At 66.7% G+C, this 16,024-nt stretch carries 8 protein-coding genes and 3 tRNA genes; 7 read left to right on the top strand and 4 right to left on the bottom strand.

Annotated features, from left to right (window positions below):
* Positions 1-27: 27 nt before the first annotated feature.
* On the bottom strand, positions 28-2,691 hold the full coding sequence (ligD, locus tag AC56KZ_RS02395; RefSeq protein ID WP_497160533.1) for a DNA ligase D: 2,664 nt from the start codon (positions 2,689-2,691) through the stop codon (positions 28-30).
* 285 nt (positions 2,692-2,976) lie between these two features.
* Between ligD and AC56KZ_RS02400 the strand changes: the two genes are divergently transcribed.
* The gene (locus AC56KZ_RS02400; protein WP_497160534.1) at positions 2,977-3,933 is read left to right on the top strand and encodes a D-2-hydroxyacid dehydrogenase; all 957 of its coding nucleotides are present in this window, start codon (positions 2,977-2,979) and stop codon (positions 3,931-3,933) included.
* A gap of 7 nt (positions 3,934-3,940) precedes the next feature.
* Here the strand turns inward: AC56KZ_RS02400 and AC56KZ_RS02405 are convergent, their stop codons facing one another.
* A complete protein-coding gene (locus tag AC56KZ_RS02405) occupies positions 3,941-7,315 on the bottom strand; it encodes a two-component regulator propeller domain-containing protein (protein WP_497160535.1) in 3,375 nt (1,124 codons plus the stop codon).
* Between the two features lie 112 nt (positions 7,316-7,427).
* On the opposite strand from AC56KZ_RS02405, the gene AC56KZ_RS02410 reads away from it, so the two are divergent.
* The 4 genes from AC56KZ_RS02410 (at position 7,428) to AC56KZ_RS02425 (ending at position 8,789) form a co-directional block, all read left to right on the top strand.
* A tRNA-Arg gene (locus AC56KZ_RS02410) sits at positions 7,428-7,504 on the top strand.
* 94 nt (positions 7,505-7,598) lie between these two features.
* Positions 7,599-7,675: transfer RNA gene (locus tag AC56KZ_RS02415), tRNA-Arg, on the top strand.
* Between the two features lie 108 nt (positions 7,676-7,783).
* A tRNA-Arg gene (locus AC56KZ_RS02420) sits at positions 7,784-7,860 on the top strand.
* A 386-nt stretch (positions 7,861-8,246) separates the two neighbouring features.
* Positions 8,247-8,789 carry an FxDxF family PEP-CTERM protein gene (locus tag AC56KZ_RS02425; protein ID WP_497160536.1) on the top strand — a complete coding sequence of 181 codons (543 nt, stop codon included), beginning with the start codon at positions 8,247-8,249 and terminating at the stop codon, positions 8,787-8,789.
* Positions 8,790-8,955: 166 nt separating this feature from the next.
* Here AC56KZ_RS02425 and AC56KZ_RS02430 read toward each other — a convergent pair whose 3' ends face one another.
* A complete protein-coding gene (locus AC56KZ_RS02430; RefSeq protein WP_497160537.1) occupies positions 8,956-10,920 on the bottom strand; it encodes a sensor histidine kinase, YfiR-like protein-associated in 1,965 nt (654 codons plus the stop codon).
* Positions 10,920-11,576, bottom strand: a complete 657-nt coding sequence (locus AC56KZ_RS02435; protein WP_497160538.1) for a TOL_0243 family YfiR-like periplasmic protein — start codon at positions 11,574-11,576, stop codon at positions 10,920-10,922. Before AC56KZ_RS02435 ends, AC56KZ_RS02430 begins: the two co-directional genes overlap by 1 nt.
* 481 nt (positions 11,577-12,057) lie before the next feature.
* Between AC56KZ_RS02435 and AC56KZ_RS02440 the strand changes: the two genes are divergently transcribed.
* On the top strand, positions 12,058-12,897 hold the full coding sequence (locus AC56KZ_RS02440; RefSeq protein WP_497160539.1) for a response regulator: 840 nt from the start codon (positions 12,058-12,060) through the stop codon (positions 12,895-12,897).
* Between the two features lie 92 nt (positions 12,898-12,989).
* Positions 12,990-16,022 carry an ATP-binding protein gene (locus AC56KZ_RS02445; protein ID WP_497160540.1) on the top strand — a complete coding sequence of 1,011 codons (3,033 nt, stop codon included), beginning with the start codon at positions 12,990-12,992 and terminating at the stop codon, positions 16,020-16,022.
* Positions 16,023-16,024: the final 2 nt, after the last annotated feature.

Raw genomic sequence — 16,024 nt, forward strand, 5'->3', positions numbered from 1 at the left:
CAGCTATGGAGGTTTTGTTAGGCGCTCTTACTCTGGCCCTGCATACCCCAGCTGCTTCATCGCCGCCGTCAAGGTCTTGGCCGCCTTGGCAAATCCCTCCCACGGCGCGTTGCCGACGGCCAGCCGCTCGCCGATATTCTTCACATTCCACTGATCGCTCGAGCTCATGCCAGGCAGCTCGTCCCAGCCCACCGGCACCGACACACCCAGGCCTGGACGGGCCCGCACCGACCAGGCGCAGACGGTGGTGGCGCCGCGGCCGTTGCGCAGGTAGTCGACAAAAATCTTGCCGACGCGGTTCTTGGCGCCGCTTTTAAAGGCGATGCGCTCCGGCAGCGTCGTGGCCAGGTGTTTCACGATGGCCTGCGAGAAGCCCTTGACCGTGTCCCAGTCCTTGCCGCCCTTGATCGGCACCACCACGTGCAGGCCCTTGCCGCCGCTCGTCTTGAGGAAAGACGGCAGGCCGAGCTGCTCGAGGAAGGCGCGCATCAGCGTGGCCGCTTCCTGCATCGCCGGCCATTCGACGCCCTCGCCGGGGTCGAGGTCGAACACCATGCGGTCGGGCTTGTCGTAGGACTTGCCGAAAGCGTTCTGGGTGTGAAATTCGATCGCATTCCACTGCGCCGCCGACAGGATGCCGGCGACGTTGCCCACTTCGAGCATCGGCGGGTGCTCCGGGTCGAGGTCTTGCGCCATCTGCTTGATACCCGGCAGCTTCTTGATATCGGCATGCTTCTGGAAGACCAGCTCGCCCTTGATGCCGGCCGGGGCGCGCACCAGCGACACCGGGCGGCCCTTCAGGTGTTCCATCATCAGGTCGCCGACCTGGGCGTAGAAACGCACCAGGTCCATCTTGGTGGCGCCGCTTTTCGGGTCGACGACACGGTCGCCGTTGCTGATTTTTAAAGTGGCCGGCAACGCCACCTCGGGCGCGTCGCCGTCGTCGACCGCCGCGGCCTTGACGCTGGCTTTCTTCGGGGCCGCTTTCTTTGCCGGCTTGGCCGGTGCTTGCGTTTCTGCCTGCATCTCGATGTCCTCCATTGACCGTGCAACCTCGCGCGTGATTCCCTGCGCCGGTTTGTCCGTGCGCAGGCCCTGGAATACCGGGTGGCGCACCGCACCGGCACTCGTCCATTCAGAAAAACTGACCTCGGCGATCAGTTCGGGCTTGACCCAGTGGTGCTTGCGCCCCGGGACCGAACGCGGCGGGAAGGGGCTGGTGTCGGTATCGAGCGCCTTCAGTTTTGCCGTGACGTCGCGCAGGCTCTCGGCATTGAAACCGCTGCCGACGTTGCCGGCGTAACGCAGCACGCCCTCCTTGTCGTAGGTGCCGAGCAGGAGCGAGCCGACGCCGGTACGCGATCCCTTCGGGTCGGTATAGCCGGCGACGACGAATTCCTGGCGCTGGCCGCATTTCAGCTTGATCCAGTCGGGCGAGCGGCGCGATACATAGCGCGAATCGCGCCGCTTGCCGATCACGCCCTCGAGGCCAATCTTGCAGGCAGCCGCGATCAGCCCTTCCGGATCGGTGCCGAACTCGCTCGAGAAGCGCACTTTTTCCGACGCCCTGGCCTGGCCGAGCGCCGCTTCCAGCAGCGCGCGGCGCTCGACCAGCGCCACATTGCGCAAATCATGGCCGCCCAGGTAAGGCGCGTCGAACAGGAAATACAAGATGCTGGCGCCGCCCGTGCCGTCGAACGCCAGCTGCAGCAAGCCGAAGTTCGGCCGGCCGTTGGCGTCGTGGACGACGATCTCGCCGTCGTACCAGCCGTCCGGCAGGCCCATCTTTTCCAGCTCCTGCTGGAGCGGGCGCAGCTTCTCGGTCCAGTCGTTGTTGTTGCGGGTGATCAGGCGCACGGCGCCGTCTTCGATGCGGGTGAGCATGCGGTAGCCGTCGAACTTGACTTCGAATACCCATTCTTCGGGATGCGGTGGCGGAGCGTCGACCAGGGTTGCCAGCTCGGGCGCGAACTCGGCGGGCAAGGCCGCCTCGACCGCGCCTTCGGGCGAGCCTGCGGCCGCGGCCTTTGCTTTCGCCGGCCTGGCCCTGGCTTTGGCTGGCGCTTTGGCCGGCGCCGTCTTTCCTTTTGACGCCGCCTTTGCCGGCGTCACTTTGGCAGGCAGCTTCTCGCTCGTGCCCGGCATCGGCAAGGCCTTGACGCTGTCGGGCAGCGCGTCGACCACCGAGTATTCCTCGGCCGGGCGGACATACTCGTCCTTCTCCTTGATCAGGAGCCAGGCTTCCTGTTTCTCGCCGCGCCCCTTCATGCGCACCAGCACCCAGTTGCCGTGCATTTTGTGCCCGCGCAGCCGGAATTTCAGGTTGCCCTTGCGATAGCCCTCGTCCGGATCGCCGACCGGCTCCCAGGTGCCCTTGTCCCAGATAATGACCTTGCCAGCGCCATACTGCTTCTCGGGAATGGTGCCTTCAAAATCGGAATACGAGATCGGATGGTCTTCGACATGCACGGCCATGCGCTTGTCGTGGCTGTCGTAGCTGGGCCCTTTCGGCACGGCCCAGCTTTTCATGGTGCCGTCGAGTTCGAGCCGCAAATCGTAGTGCAGGCGGCTCGCCCAGTGTTTCTGGATCACGAAAGTCAACGCGTCCGCGCCGGGCTGGCCGCCCTCGGCGGGCTCCGAAGTGATCGAGAAATCGCGCTTGGCTTTGTAGCGTTCGAGTGCGTCGGGCATGGGGACTCCTGCAAATTTCCGATGCAGCCAGTCTAGGTTGTCGAAGCCGACGCGACTGTACGGCAGCTAACGAATCGCCCCGCGATCGCGCCGATTGTAACCGGATGTAAATACGGTCAACGCCCCCGAACGCGCTCGCGTTATCGGCGTGCACCATATAACAAGCACGACGCTCAAGCCCGCCGTATTTTTCGCCGTACTCGCAGAAAGACAGGGTTCGCCCTGTCTTTTTTTCGCCCGAAGGCACATGCCCTACAATGTGCCTTACTCTTTCCGGAGCGCGCCATGCACAACATCGTCTTCCTCGACCGCGACAGCCTGATCGCCAAGGTGCGCCGTCCCAACTTCGCCCACGAATGGACCGACCATCCCGCCACCAGGCCGGAGCAGGTCGTGGAGCGCCTGCGCGGCGCCACGATCGCGATCACCAACAAGGTGCCGCTGCGCGCGCAGGTGCTCGACGCGCTGCCCGACTTGCGCATGGTGGCCGTCGCCGCCACCGGTACCGACAACGTCGATCTCGCGGCCTGCCGCGAGCGCGGCATCGTGGTGGCGAACATCCGCAACTATTCGCTGGTCTCCGTGCCCGAGCACTGCTTCACGCTGATCCTGGCGCTGCGGCGCAACCTGCGCGCCTACGTGACCGACGTCGAAGCGGGCCGCTGGGAGCGTTCCAGCCGCTTCTGCCTGCTCGACCATCCGATCGGCGACCTGGCCGGCAGCCGGCTCGGGATCGTCGGCTTCGGCGCACTCGGGCGGCGCGTGGCGCAGATCGGCCAGGCCTTCGGCATGGAAGTGTGCACGACCTCGCGCTCGCCTGTGGCGGATCCGGGCGTGGCCGGGGTGAGGCCACTGGCGCTCGACGAACTGCTGGCCACCAGCGACGTCATCAGCCTGCACCTGCCCCTGACCGCTGAAACGCGCCACCTGATCGGCGCGCGCGAACTGGGCCTGATGAAGCCGACCGGCCTCCTGATCAATACCGCGCGCGGCGGCCTGGTCGATGAAGCGGCGCTGGCCGAGGCGCTGATGCGGCGCACGATCGGCGGCGCCGGCTTCGACGTGCTCGCAAAGGAGCCACCCGACCAGGACAATCCGCTGCTGGGCCTGCGCCTGCCCAACTTCATCCTGACGCCACACGTGGCCTGGGCCAGCGCCGGCGCCATGCAGACGCTGGCGGACATGCTGGTCGAGAATATCGAGGCCTGGGAAGCGGGACGCCCGACCAACGTGGTCGGCTAGCTCGCGGCTAGCTGCCCGCGGCCAGCGGCAGCTCGAGCACGAAGCGCGTGCCCCCGCCAGGAAGGCTGTCCGGCCCGCTCTCGACTTTGATCGCGCCGCCCAGCAGGGTGGTGACGATCGTATACGCGATGTTCAGCCCGAGGCCGGTGCCGCCCTGCCCCATGCGGGTCGTGAAGAAGGGGTCGAACACGCGTGCCAGGTGCTCCTCCGGAATGCCGCGGCCGTCGTCGACGAATTCGATCCGCACCCGGTCCAGGTCCAGCAGGCGGGCCGACAAACGCATGGCGCCGCCCGGCCCTTCGAAGGCGTGCAGCAAGGCGTTGTCGACTAAATTGATCAGCACCTGCCCGAGCGGGCCGGGATAGCTGTCCATCAGGATCCCGGCCGGCACGTCGACCTCGAGCGTGTGGCCGGCCAGGCGCACCTTGTTCATCATGGTCGCCAGGATTTCATGGCAGGCGCGCGCCAGGGCGAACCGGCGGCGCTGGGCGCTGGCCTGGTCGACCGACACCTGGCGAAAGCTGTTGACCAGCTCGGCCGCCCCATGCAGGCTGCGCATGATCAGTTCCGATGCCTCGCGCGCCGCGTCGACATACCCGGCCAGCTCGGAGCGGCGCAAGGCTCCGCCTTCCAGGCCGTTCGCCAGGTCCAGGGTCTTGTCGTGCAGGGTGCTGGCCATCAGCAGGCTGTTGCCGATCGGGGTGTTGAGTTCGTGGGCGACACCCGCCACCAGCGAGCCGAGCGAGGCCAGTTTTTCCCGCGCCGCCAACTGGGCCTGGGCTTCCTTCAACTGGCGGTAAGCCTCGTCGGCCGCTTCGCGCTGCCGTTCGGCCTCCTGCTTGCGCTCTTCGGCGGCATCCTTTTGCAGCACCAGTTCGGCCGTGCGCGCCCCGACCTCGCGCTCGAGCCGGTCCTTTTGCTGGACCAGCACGCGCACCCGCAGGCGGTAGGCCAGCGCCGCCGTCGACACCACCAGCACCACGGCGAGCAGCCGGAACCAGGGCGTTCTCCACCAGGGCGGCGTGATGGTGATGGCCAGCTGCGCGGGCGCGGCGCTCCAGACGCCGTCCTTGTTGCTGGCGCGCACACGGAACACGTAGTCGCCCGGGTCGAGGTTGGTATAGCTGGCAAAGCGCTTGCCGGCGTCGGTCTCGACCCAGTCCGCGTCAAAACCCTCGAGCCGGTAGGCATAGCGGTTGCTGGCCGGCGCGGCATAGTGCAGCGCGGCGAATTCGAAGCCGAGCACGGCTTCGCGGTGGTTCAGCGTGATGCGCCCGGCGCCCACGCCGCCGTCGGCGTACGGCAGGGCGCGCGACTTGTACGAGACCAGGAAGTCGGTGATGCGCACGCTTGGAGGATACGGGTTGTCGCGGATCGCGTCCGGCAGGAAGGAAGTGATGCCGTTCACGCCGCCGAAATGCATGCGTCCGTCCAGCCCATGCGCGCTCGAACCGACGAAATAGGTGCCGCTCTGCAGGCCGTCCTTGGCCGTGTAATGCTTGTAGCTGCCGCTGCCCGGATCGAGTACGCTGATCCCGTTCGTCATGCTGGCCCAGAGCTTGCCGTGCGCGTCTTCCAGCACGGCGCCGATTGGCAAGGCTTCGCGCGCGCTGGTGAGCGGGAAATGCCGGAATGCGATCTTGCCGGCGGCGTTCTTCTCGAGCCGGTGCAGGCCGCCCGCGGTGCCCACCCAGAGCCGCCCGTTCGCGGCGAGCGTGGTCGTGTAGACGCGCTGGTTGCGCAGGCTGGCGGGGTCGGACGGGTCGTGGCGGAAGTGGGTGAAGCGCCCCGTGCCGCGGTCAAAACGATCGAGCCCGTTGTCGGTACCGATCCAGAGCATGCCGTCGCGGTCTTCGGCCATCGAAAACAGGGTGTCGTTGCCCAGGCTGGCCGGGTTGCGCGGATCATGGCGCCAGGCTTTCTTGAGCGTCAGGTCGGCATTCAACTCGAACAGGCCGCCGCGCGTGACGACCCAGAGCCCGCCGTCGCGCGTGCGCACCACGTCCTGCACCGATGCGGTCCCGATACCGGGCAGCGCGACAGGGTGGAAAGGCCCGCCGTCCACGTCGCACCAGGCCAGCAGGCCGGCCCCGCCCACCCACATGCGCGCGCCGTCGACGCGCAGGCTGTGCACCACATCGAAGGGCAGCACAGCGGGCCGGCCGTCCTTCGTCCAGCCCTGTTCGGTGCGGCCGGTGGCCGGATCGAACAGCACCAGGCCCGCCCCGATGGTGCCCAGCCACAGCTTGCCGTCCGCGCGCACGGCAATGTCGCGCGTCTTTTCGAAGCCGACGCGGTAGCCGCTGTCGGGCCGGAAGCTGAACAGCGAAAAACCGCCGCTGGCCAGGTCAGTGCGGCTGACGCCGGCGAAGCGGCTGCCGACCCAGAGCGTGCCGGTCCGGTCGACCCGCACCGAGGCGACCTGGTTATCGGACAGGCTGTAGGGGTCGCCCGGCGCGCTGCGGTAGGTGACGAAGCGGCCGGTGGCCGGCACGCGCCATTTCAGCCCGTCAAGATCGGTGCCGGCCCAGAGCCTGCCGTCGCTGTCGTGATGCAGCGCCGGCACCCGCACGTCGCCCACGCCCTCGTCGGCGCCGATGCGGCGTCGTTCGGGCGTCGCCGCGGCGATGTTCCAGGCTTCGAGTCCGGCCTCGGTGCCGACCCAGAGCGTGCCGTCCGGGCCGATCGACAGCGCCAGGATGCGGTCGCTGCGCGGATCGCGCCCGGCCGGGGCGGCCTGTTCGAGCGCGCGCGCACCGGGCGCCAGGCGCGCCACGCCACGCGCGGTGCCCGCCCACAGCACGCCGCGGCCGTCGAAGGCCAGCGCGGTGACCGCCGCGCCCTGGGCGAGGCCGCCGATGCTGGCGGCGGCGCCGCTGGCGGGATCGAGGCGCGCCAGGCCCTCGCCGGTGCCGAGCCAGAGCACGCCATGGCGGTCGGCGGCGATCGCATTCACGCTGCGATGGGCGCCGAGCGCGTAGCGCACGAATTTGCCGCTGGCGGCATCGAAGCGGGCCAGGCCGCCCTTGGTGCCGAACCAGAGCCGCCCCTGCGCGTCCTCGAAGGAAACGTTGACGAAGCTGTCGGGCAGCGATCCGGGGTCGAGCGGGTCGGTGCGGTAGCTGGTGATCTTGTAGCCGTCGTAGCGGTTCAGGCCGGCCTGGGTGCCGAACCACATGAAGCCCTGGCGGTCCTGCAGAATGGTGAGGACCGACTCCTGGGACAGGCCCTGCTCGATCGAAACGCGTTCGAAACGCAGGTTGCTCGGTCCGGCAGCCGCGACGGCATCGCACAGCAGCATGGACGATAGCGCCGCGCGCAGCAGATGGCCGCTTGCGCGGCGGAGAGCGCGGCCAAGTGCGCGCCTGGTGGTGCCCAACATAGTTTTTTTCTGGTCCGAAACTGATCAGCTAATCTAACAGAGGAAGCGAAAGTGTTGAAATAAATTAAGACTTCCGCAAACAAGATGGCGCTGCTATAATTTGCCTCACGGGGCGGCTGTAGCTCAGCTGGATAGAGTACTTGGCTACGAACCAAGGGGTCGTGGGTTCGATTCCTGCCAGCCGCACCAACCAATACGAAGGGCCAGATCGGTGATCTGGCCCTTTTTCTTTGTGGCCTGCACTTGTCATTGCTCATGGGCGCTGCTATAATGCGTGCCTCGTGCGGCTGTAGCTCAGCTGGATAGAGTACTTGGCTACGAACCAAGGGGTCGTGGGTTCGATTCCTGCCAGCCGCACCACCGATACAAGAAAATGGCTCAGAAGCGATTCTGGGCCATTTTTCTTTGGGCAACGCCCAAAAGTGGGTCTTTGCCAATTAACAAACCGCTGCTATAATCATGTCTTACGCGGCTGTAGCTCAGCTGGATAGAGTACTTGGCTACGAACCAAGGGGTCGTGGGTTCGATTCCTGCCAGCCGCACCAGCATTAAAGAAATGGCCCAGAAGCGATTCTGGGCCATTTTTCTTTTCGCCTTCCGCAGCATTCCCACACCCGCCAGTCTTAAACGGGACTTATTTCCCCGGCGGCCTCCGCAGAGGATTCGGCCTTCTCTTTTTGTAGGCGAACGCCGACATCAACGAGGCAATACCCAGCAGTTTTCCGCTCAACAATTGCTTTGGTTTCGCGCTCCTATGAGGCGATGCACCGAGCTTTCCATTCAGCGCTTGTTTTCCGCATGAAAGCGGGTGTGGCCGTGGCGTCACACCTCTTGCATAAGGCGCACGTGCGCCCTCCCCTTTGCTAGCATGAAGTCCCCGATTGCCATAACCCGGCCGCAGGACGCGGCTGATTTCTTGCGAGAGGTAGCTATGAAAAAATCATTAATTGCTGCAATGGTGTTGGCAAGTGCAAGCTTCGGATCCTCGGCGCTGGCGCAAACCGACGTCAGCAGCCCACCACAGGCGCTCAACCTGGTCGACAACACGGCATTCTTCGGCGACAGCTTCACGGAAGGAAATAGCGGCAATACCTTTGCCGATCGCTTCACGTTCACGGTCGGCGGTACCGTTCCGCTGAACATGGATGCGATCGTGGCCTCGGTCAGCCGCAGCGCCGACGTCGGGCTCGACATCACCGGCCTGTCCGTGTTCAACGCTGCCGATACCCTGATCGCCACGGGCTCGTCGATCCGCACCGGCGCCACCGACGTCTGGAGCGTCAGGGGCGACGGTCTTGCAGCGGGTTCGTATTACATTCGCGTAAACGGCAACATCGTGTCCGACGACGGCGCCTCATTCGGGGGTGCGGTGATGCTCATGCCGGTGCCGGAACCGGAAGCCTACGGCATGATGCTGGGGGGCCTGGGCATCCTGGGCTTCCTGGCGCGCCGCCGCAAGGCCAAGCGCGACTGAGCTGGAAGCTGAAGGTGCACGACGGAGGCGCTTCGGCGCCTTCGTCGTGCTCTCGCGACCAGCAAGCGCGCCTGAGAACGCCCTCAGAGCAAGGCGCATCGTCGCAGACAGTACGCTAGTACGGCAAGACGAATGCAACGCCGCCATGAGGGCGTTGTCAGGCGCGCTAGGTGCGCAGCTTCTTGATGATGCTGCGATTGCCCAGGATTTCCTCGATCTGCTCGAAGCGTACCGGCTTGACCATGTGGTGGTCGAACCCTGCCTCGAAGGCAAGCTGGCGGTCCTTTTCCTGGCCCCAGCCGGTCACCGCGATCAGGGTCGTCATCGGCCCGCAGGACAGCGTGCGGATGCCGCGCGCCAGGTCGTAGCCCGACATCTGCGGCAGGCCGATGTCGAGGAAGGCGTAGTCCGGGCAGAAGCGCGCGGCGGCAGCCAGCGCGTCCTTGCCGTTGTGGGTGATGACCACGCTGTGGCCCATGGCGGTCAGCAAGGCGCCGATACTGTTGACGAAATCGACGTTGTCGTCGGCCAGCAGGATGCGGTAGGTTTCGGTGCTGATGAAGGCGGCCGGCGTCGGCTTGGCCGGCATTTCGGGCTCGACCACGATCGGCAGGCGCACGGTAAAGCGGCTGCCGCGCCCCAGTCCCTCGCTCTGGGCGGCGATCGTGCCGCCATGCAGCTCGACCAGCTTGCGCGCCAGCGACAGTCCCACGCCCAGGCCCGCATTTGTGCGCTCGAGCGTCGAATCGACTTGCACGAACATGTCGAACACCGAGTCGAGCATGTCGGGCACCAGGCCGATGCCGGTGTCCGAGACTTCCAGCACCAGGGTCTTGTCCTCGACCCGGCTCGACAGGCTCACGCGCCCGCCGCGGTTGGTGTACTTGGCGGCGTTGTTGAGCAGGTTCGACAGGATCTGCGCCAGGCGCGTCGCGTCGCCATGCAGGAACACGGGACGGTCGGGCAGGTCGATCGCCAGTTCGTGGCCGTGCAGTTCGATGTACGAGCGCACCACTTCGAGCGCATCGTTGACCACCGCCTTCAGTTCCACCCGGCCCATCTTGATGGCGAACTTGCCGGTATTGATGCGCGAGACGTCGAGCAGATCGTCCACCAGGCGCACCATCTGGCGCAACTGGCGTTCCATGATGTCGGTGGCGCGCTGGGTGGCCTGGGCGTCGCCGCTGCGGATGCGCAGGATGTCGAGGCCGGTGCGGATCGGCGCCAGCGGATTGCGCAGTTCGTGCGCCAGGGTCGCCAGGAATTCGTCTTTCCTGCGGTCGGCCATGATCAGGGCGTCCTCGGCCTTCTGGCGCACGTCCATTTCGTGTTCGAGCGTGCGGTTGGCCGCCTGCAGCGCCTCGGCGCGGCGCCCGATCTCGGCCAGCATGTCGTTGAAGGCTTCGACCAGCACGCCGATCTCGCCGCTGCCGTGGCCCGGAACGCGCAGCGTGAAGTCGCGCCGCTGCATCACCTGGCGCGCCACGCTGGTCACCGCTTCCAGCGGACGCGTGATCGCCGCCTGCAGGCGCGAGGCGACCAGGGCGGCGATCACCAGTGCGCCCAGCATCACGCCGCCCAGGATCAAACCATAGTTGAGCAGGCGCTCGAGCAGGCCGAAGCGCGAACGCAGGTAGACGGTGCCGATCTGCTCGCCGTTCTCGACGACCTTGTGCCAGACCTCGAGTTCGCCGCGGGCGATGTGGACACCGGGCGGCTGCGGCTTCGGCGGCAAGCGTCCGTCAGTGCCGGGCCGGGCATAGGTGGCGAAGGGCACGCCGGCGCCCGTGTACACGGCGCCGGCCAGGATCTGCGGGCGCGCGCGCAGCACGGCCAGCTGCTGCTGGGCGGTGCCGGCGTCGTTGAACGACAGCGCCGGCCCGGTCACGCTGGCCATGATGTCGGCCTGGGTGGTGAGGTCGTCGACCCAGTAGCGCTGGAAGGTGCGCAGGTCGAGCAGCAGCATCGCGATCGAGGCCGACAGCAGCGCCGCCAGCGTCGTGAACACCGCCATCTTGATCAGTTTGCTGCGGACGGAACCGGCGTCACGCACGCCCTCATGCACGCCCTCATGCGCGCCCTCATGCGTGCCATCACGCACGCCCTCACCCATACTCTCGCGCGCACTCATCAGCTGCTTCCTTTGACGACGCGGTTGGCCACCGTCAGCAGCCGCGAGCTGAGCTTGACGTGGTTCTTCTCGGCCGAATCAAGCGACACGTCGAAACGCACGCGGTCCTCGATGATCCTGAAATTGATGACGCTGCCGTACTGCAGGCCAAGCTCGCATTCGGTGACGGACATCAGGGCCGTCGGAGCGCCGCGCAGGATGCGGGCGGTGCGGGCGTTATCGTTGCCGGCCACGAACAGCAGGTGGACCGGCGCGGCCATCTCGCCTTCGCGCAGGCTGCGCACCTGGATCGGGCGCCCGAGTGCATGGCGGCCGGCCACCACCCGCGCCAGTTCCGCCGCCATCTCGTCGGAACCGATGACGCCGATCGTCACCGGGGCGGCGCTGTCGCCGAAGGCGCTGGCCGGAAACTCGGCATACGCAAGGAATTTGTAGAGGAAGGCGGCTTTGACCCGGCGCTCGAGCACCTGGGTGCTGCCATTCTGGGCGAGCGCCGGAATGGGAAGCAAGGCGGGCAGCAATGCGGGCACCAGGGCCGGCAGCAAGGCAGGCAGAACCCCGGCCGTTCCCGCCAGCGCAAGGCGGACGCCCACGCCGGCCAGCGACCAGCCGGCCGCGCAAGCCTTGAAGGGCCGGCGTACACACAGGTTCAGCATTCGGGAAAAACAGTGTCGAATCATTGGCCGGGTTAATGTGGAATGTCGCGGTTTGCCCGACTCGATCGGATCGTCGCCTGGCGCTCGTGTTGTCAGGCTGGCGCTCAAGACATGTTATGACGCATGTTATGTTTGCCATAGTAAAACATTTTAAAGCGCGCTCCAAGCGCCCGCATTCTCGCGTGCGACCCTGCAACAGCTATTCGCCAAACGCATGACCGTCATTGCCAAAGGAAATTGGCATCTTATATTTCCTTAGGGCATAATTCTTTTGTCTCCTCTATTGTCCTCCTCGGAACATAGATTCAGCCCGCTCTCGAGCGGGCTTTTTTTTGGCCGGCGCGCATGCACGGTCGACCCATTGCTTTTTTCATGCCAGCTGCATACAAAGTGAGGCGCCCGCCGTGGCGCCGTGCTCCAGCGCTGCGCTATTTAGTGTACGATTCGGCCACGTTTTTGAATATACAACAGGTTGTTCCCCATGCTTCCATCCAGTAAATCCGCCCTTGCCAGTTCCGCCTACGACTGGAGCGCCAGCGCTCTTGGCGATCCCGCCGGATGGCCGCAGCCATTGCGCCTGGCGGCCGACCTGATGTTCAACACGCCGCTGCCGATGCTCCTGCAGTGGAGCCCGGGGCAGCCGGACGGGCAGCCGGTCGTACTGTGCAACGAAGCGTACGGCCGGCTGGCCGGCCCCGCTTTTGGCCGCGTTCCCGGCGGCGGCGTGCCCGCGATGCTGCCGCCGCCGGTGGCGGCAGCCGGCGAATCGGCAACCCGCGCCTGGCAGGGCGAGGCAGTCTGCGTCGCCCACTGTGGCATCGACTTCGACGCCCGCGGCCAGGAGCGCTACGACCTGCACCTGACTCCGATTCCTTTCGAGGCCAGGGTTGGCGGCGTTCTGTATGCGCTGGCCCCGGCCAGCGCCAGCGTTCCCCAGGCCGCAGCCGAGCCGGGCACGCTCAGCATCCTCGTGGTCGAGGACAACCTCGACTCCCAGTACCTGGTCTGCGAAATGCTCAAGGCTTTCGGTTACGAAGCCGACGGCGTGGCCCACCCGGACGATGCGCTTGCGCACCTGGCCGCCAGCCCTTACCACGTCCTGTTCACCGACGTCAGCCTGCCGGGCATGTCGGGTGTCGACCTCGCGCGCAAGGCGGTCGCGGCCTATCCGCACCTGAAGGTGATCTTTGCCTCGGGTTATGGCGACACCCTGCTGCGCCACCTCGACTTCCCTTACCAGTCCCTGCAAAAGCCGTATGAACTCGACCAGCTGCAGCACGCGCTGGGCCAGGTCGCGGACCAGTTGCGGGCGCAAGCCTGAGTGCGGCCCGTGCCTATGCTGCGCGCCACGCGAACCATGTGCACCGCCACTAGCGCGTCGTCGGGCGCAATCCGGTCTGCGGGAGGTTTGCCGTGAGCCAGGAGCAGGACGACCTCGAAATGATGCGCGCCGCGGCGCTGCGCAACGCCGGCAACGGCCTGGCGGCGCGCCAGCGCGCTGAAGCCGAGCTGCTGGCGGCCAGGGAAGCCTTGCGCCAGGCCCATGAACGCATGGAGAACATGCTGGAGAGCCTGACCGAAGCGTTTTGCGCGGTTGACTTCGACTGGCGCATCACCTATGTCAACGCGCGCGCGCTCGAACTGCTCGCGCCGCTGGGCAAGACCCGCGAAGGCCTGCTCGGCCACAGCCTGTGGGACGAATTCGAGGAACTCGAGGGCAGTACCCTGGCCGGCGAAATGCGCCGCGCGATGGACTCGCGCCAGACCGGCAGCCGCGAATTCTTCTATCCGCGCCTGGCCAGCTGGATCGAAGCGCGCATGTATCCCTCGCCCGACGGGCTGACCCTGTATTTCCACGACGTGACGCAGCGCCGTATCGACCAGCAGGCCCTGGTCGACGGCAGCAACCGCCTGCAAGTGGCGCTGGCCGCCGGCCGCCTCGGCGACTGGTCCTGGGACGCCGCAAGCGACCGCGTCAACCTCGGCCAGCGCGCCGCCGACATCCTCGGGCTCGAACCGGAAACGCCGCATCCATGGTCGGCACTGCGCGCCCGGCTCGACCAACCGGACCGGGAAGCGGTGCGCCGCGCCGTCCTGCATGCATTCGCCACCCAGTCCGACCTGTCGATCGAATGCAAGCTGCTGCCTGAAGGCGGCCAGGCGCGCTGGATCGCCCTGGTCGGGCGCGCCGATTATGCCAGCCCGGGCGAGCGCGACAGCGTGGTCGGCATGACCGGCGTGGTCCAGGACGTGTCGAACCGCAAGACTGTCGAAGACTCCCTGCGCCAGAGCGAGGAAACCCTGCGCGCGCTGGCCAACACCATCCCGCAGCTGGCCTGGATGGCCCAGGCCGACGGCGCCATCGTCTGGTTCAACGAACGCTGGTACGACTATACCGGCACCACGCTCGAATCGGCTGTCGGCTGGGGCTGGCAAAGCACGGTTGAGCCCGACGCCCTGCCCGCCATGCTCGAACACTGGCGCGAATCGATCCGCACCGGCGAACCCTTCGAGATGGAATACCCGATTCTCGGCTCCGATGGCCAGTACCGCTGGTTCCTGACACGCGTGAACGCCGTGCGCGACCGCCATGGAGTCGTGGTGCGCTGGTTCGGCACGAATACCGACGTCGACCAGGTAAAACGCGCCGAACAGGCGCTGCGCGAAGAATCGAAGGTACTCGAACTGCTCAACAGCACCGGCAGCGCGCTGGCCTCGACGCGCGACCTGCGCTCGCTGCTGCAGGTCGCCGCCGACGCGGCCAGCGGCATCGCCGGCGCCCGCTTCGGCGCCTTCTTCTATCACGGCAAGGAGAGCGACGGACCGAGGTTCTCCTTGTATACGCTCTCGGGCGGCACCGCCAACGAATTCCAGAGTTTCGGCGAGCCGCATGCGACGGCCCTGTTCGGCGCCGGCTTTCGCGGCGCCGGCCTGGTACGTTCGAGCAATATCCGCGACGACCCGCGCTACGGCCAGTCGCCCACCGAGTTCAGCCTGCTGTCGGGCCAGCCGACCGTGCGCAGCTACCTGTCGGTGCCGGTCACGGCCGGCAGCGGCGAAGTGCTCGGCACCATGTTCTTCGGCCACCCGGAACCGGGGGTGTTTACCGAGCGTACCGAGCGCATCGTGCGCGGCATCGCCGCCCAGGCCGCGGTTGCGCTCGACAACACGCGCCTCTACGAAGCGGCCAAGCAGGCTGCCGAAGAGCGCAAGGTGCTGCTCGAGAGCGAGCGCGAAGCGCGCGCCGAAGCGGAGCGCTCGAGCCAGATGAAGGACGAATTCCTGGCCACCCTGTCGCACGAACTGCGCACGCCCCTGTCCGCCATCCTCGGCTGGGCCCAGGTATTGCGCCGCGGCGGCAAGGACGAGGCCGACCTGCAGCGCGGCCTGCAAACCATCGAGCGCAATGCGCGCGCCCAGGCCCAGCTGATCGAGGACTTGCTCGACATGAGCCGCATCACCTCGGGCAAGGTCTTGCTCGACATGCAGACCCTGAGCCCGCTCGGCTTCGTCGATGCCGCCATCGATACCGTGCGCCCGGCGGCCGACGCCAAGGACATCCGCATCGAGAAACACTACGCCGCGGCGCCCGGCATGATCGCCGGCGACCCGGCGCGCCTGCAGCAGGTGGTCTGGAACCTGCTCTCGAACGCGATCAAGTTTACGCCGCGCGGCGGCGTGGTGACGGTGGAAGTGGGCGCCGAACCAGCCACCGCCGCCGGGGCCAGCCCCGGCTCGGTCACGGTGACCGTGCGCGACACCGGCGCCGGCATCGGCCCCGAATTCATCACCCACGTCTTCGAACGCTTCCGCCAGGCCGACGCCTCGATGACCCGCCGCCACGGCGGCCTGGGCCTGGGACTGGCGATCGTCAAGCACCTGGTCGAGCAGCACGGCGGCCTGGTGCGCGCCGAGAGCCCGGGCGAAGGCCAGGGCTCGAGCTTCACGATCGAGCTGCCGCTGGCAAAGGAAACACCGAAAGCCTCGGCGCGCAGCCGCATGATCCGCAGCTCTCCGGCGCCCATGCCGGAAATCACGCTGCGCGACCTGACCGGTGTATCGGTGCTGGTGGTCGACGACGACCGCGATGCGCGCGAACTGATCCTGCGCATCCTGACCGACTGCCATGCGCGGGTACGCATCGCCGGCAGCGCGCGCGAAGCCTTCGAAGCGCTCCAGGCCGACTTGCCCGACTTGCTCATCAGCGACCTGGGCATGCCCGAGGTCGACGGCTTCGAGCTGCTGTCCTGGGTACGCGCCCTGCCGCGCGACCGCGGCGGCCTGCTGCCGGCGGTGGCGCTGACCGCGTTTGCCCGTTCCGAAGACAGGCTGCGCGCCCTGGAAGCCGGCTTCAGTTCCCACATTTCCAAGCCGGTCGAGCCGAGTGAACTGATCGCTGCAGTCGGTTCGCTGGTGCTTCCTGCTGCCACGCGCAAACGATTGTGATC

The sequence above is a fragment of the Telluria sp. LT2P34 genome, from assembly GCF_059685915.1.

Coding starts and splice junctions, on each gene's coding strand:
- AC56KZ_RS02405 (WP_497160535.1), bottom strand. CDS start 7,315: ATGTTGGGCACCACCAGGCGCGCACTTGGCCGCGCTCTCCGCCGCGCA.
- ligD (WP_497160533.1), bottom strand. CDS start 2,691: ATGCCCGACGCACTCGAACGCTACAAAGCCAAGCGCGATTTCTCGATC.
- AC56KZ_RS02430 (WP_497160537.1), bottom strand. CDS start 10,920: ATGAGTGCGCGCGAGAGTATGGGTGAGGGCGTGCGTGATGGCACGCAT.
- AC56KZ_RS02425 (WP_497160536.1), top strand. CDS start 8,247: ATGAAAAAATCATTAATTGCTGCAATGGTGTTGGCAAGTGCAAGCTTC.
- AC56KZ_RS02435 (WP_497160538.1), bottom strand. CDS start 11,576: ATGCTGAACCTGTGTGTACGCCGGCCCTTCAAGGCTTGCGCGGCCGGC.
- AC56KZ_RS02400 (WP_497160534.1), top strand. CDS start 2,977: ATGCACAACATCGTCTTCCTCGACCGCGACAGCCTGATCGCCAAGGTG.
- AC56KZ_RS02440 (WP_497160539.1), top strand. CDS start 12,058: ATGCTTCCATCCAGTAAATCCGCCCTTGCCAGTTCCGCCTACGACTGG.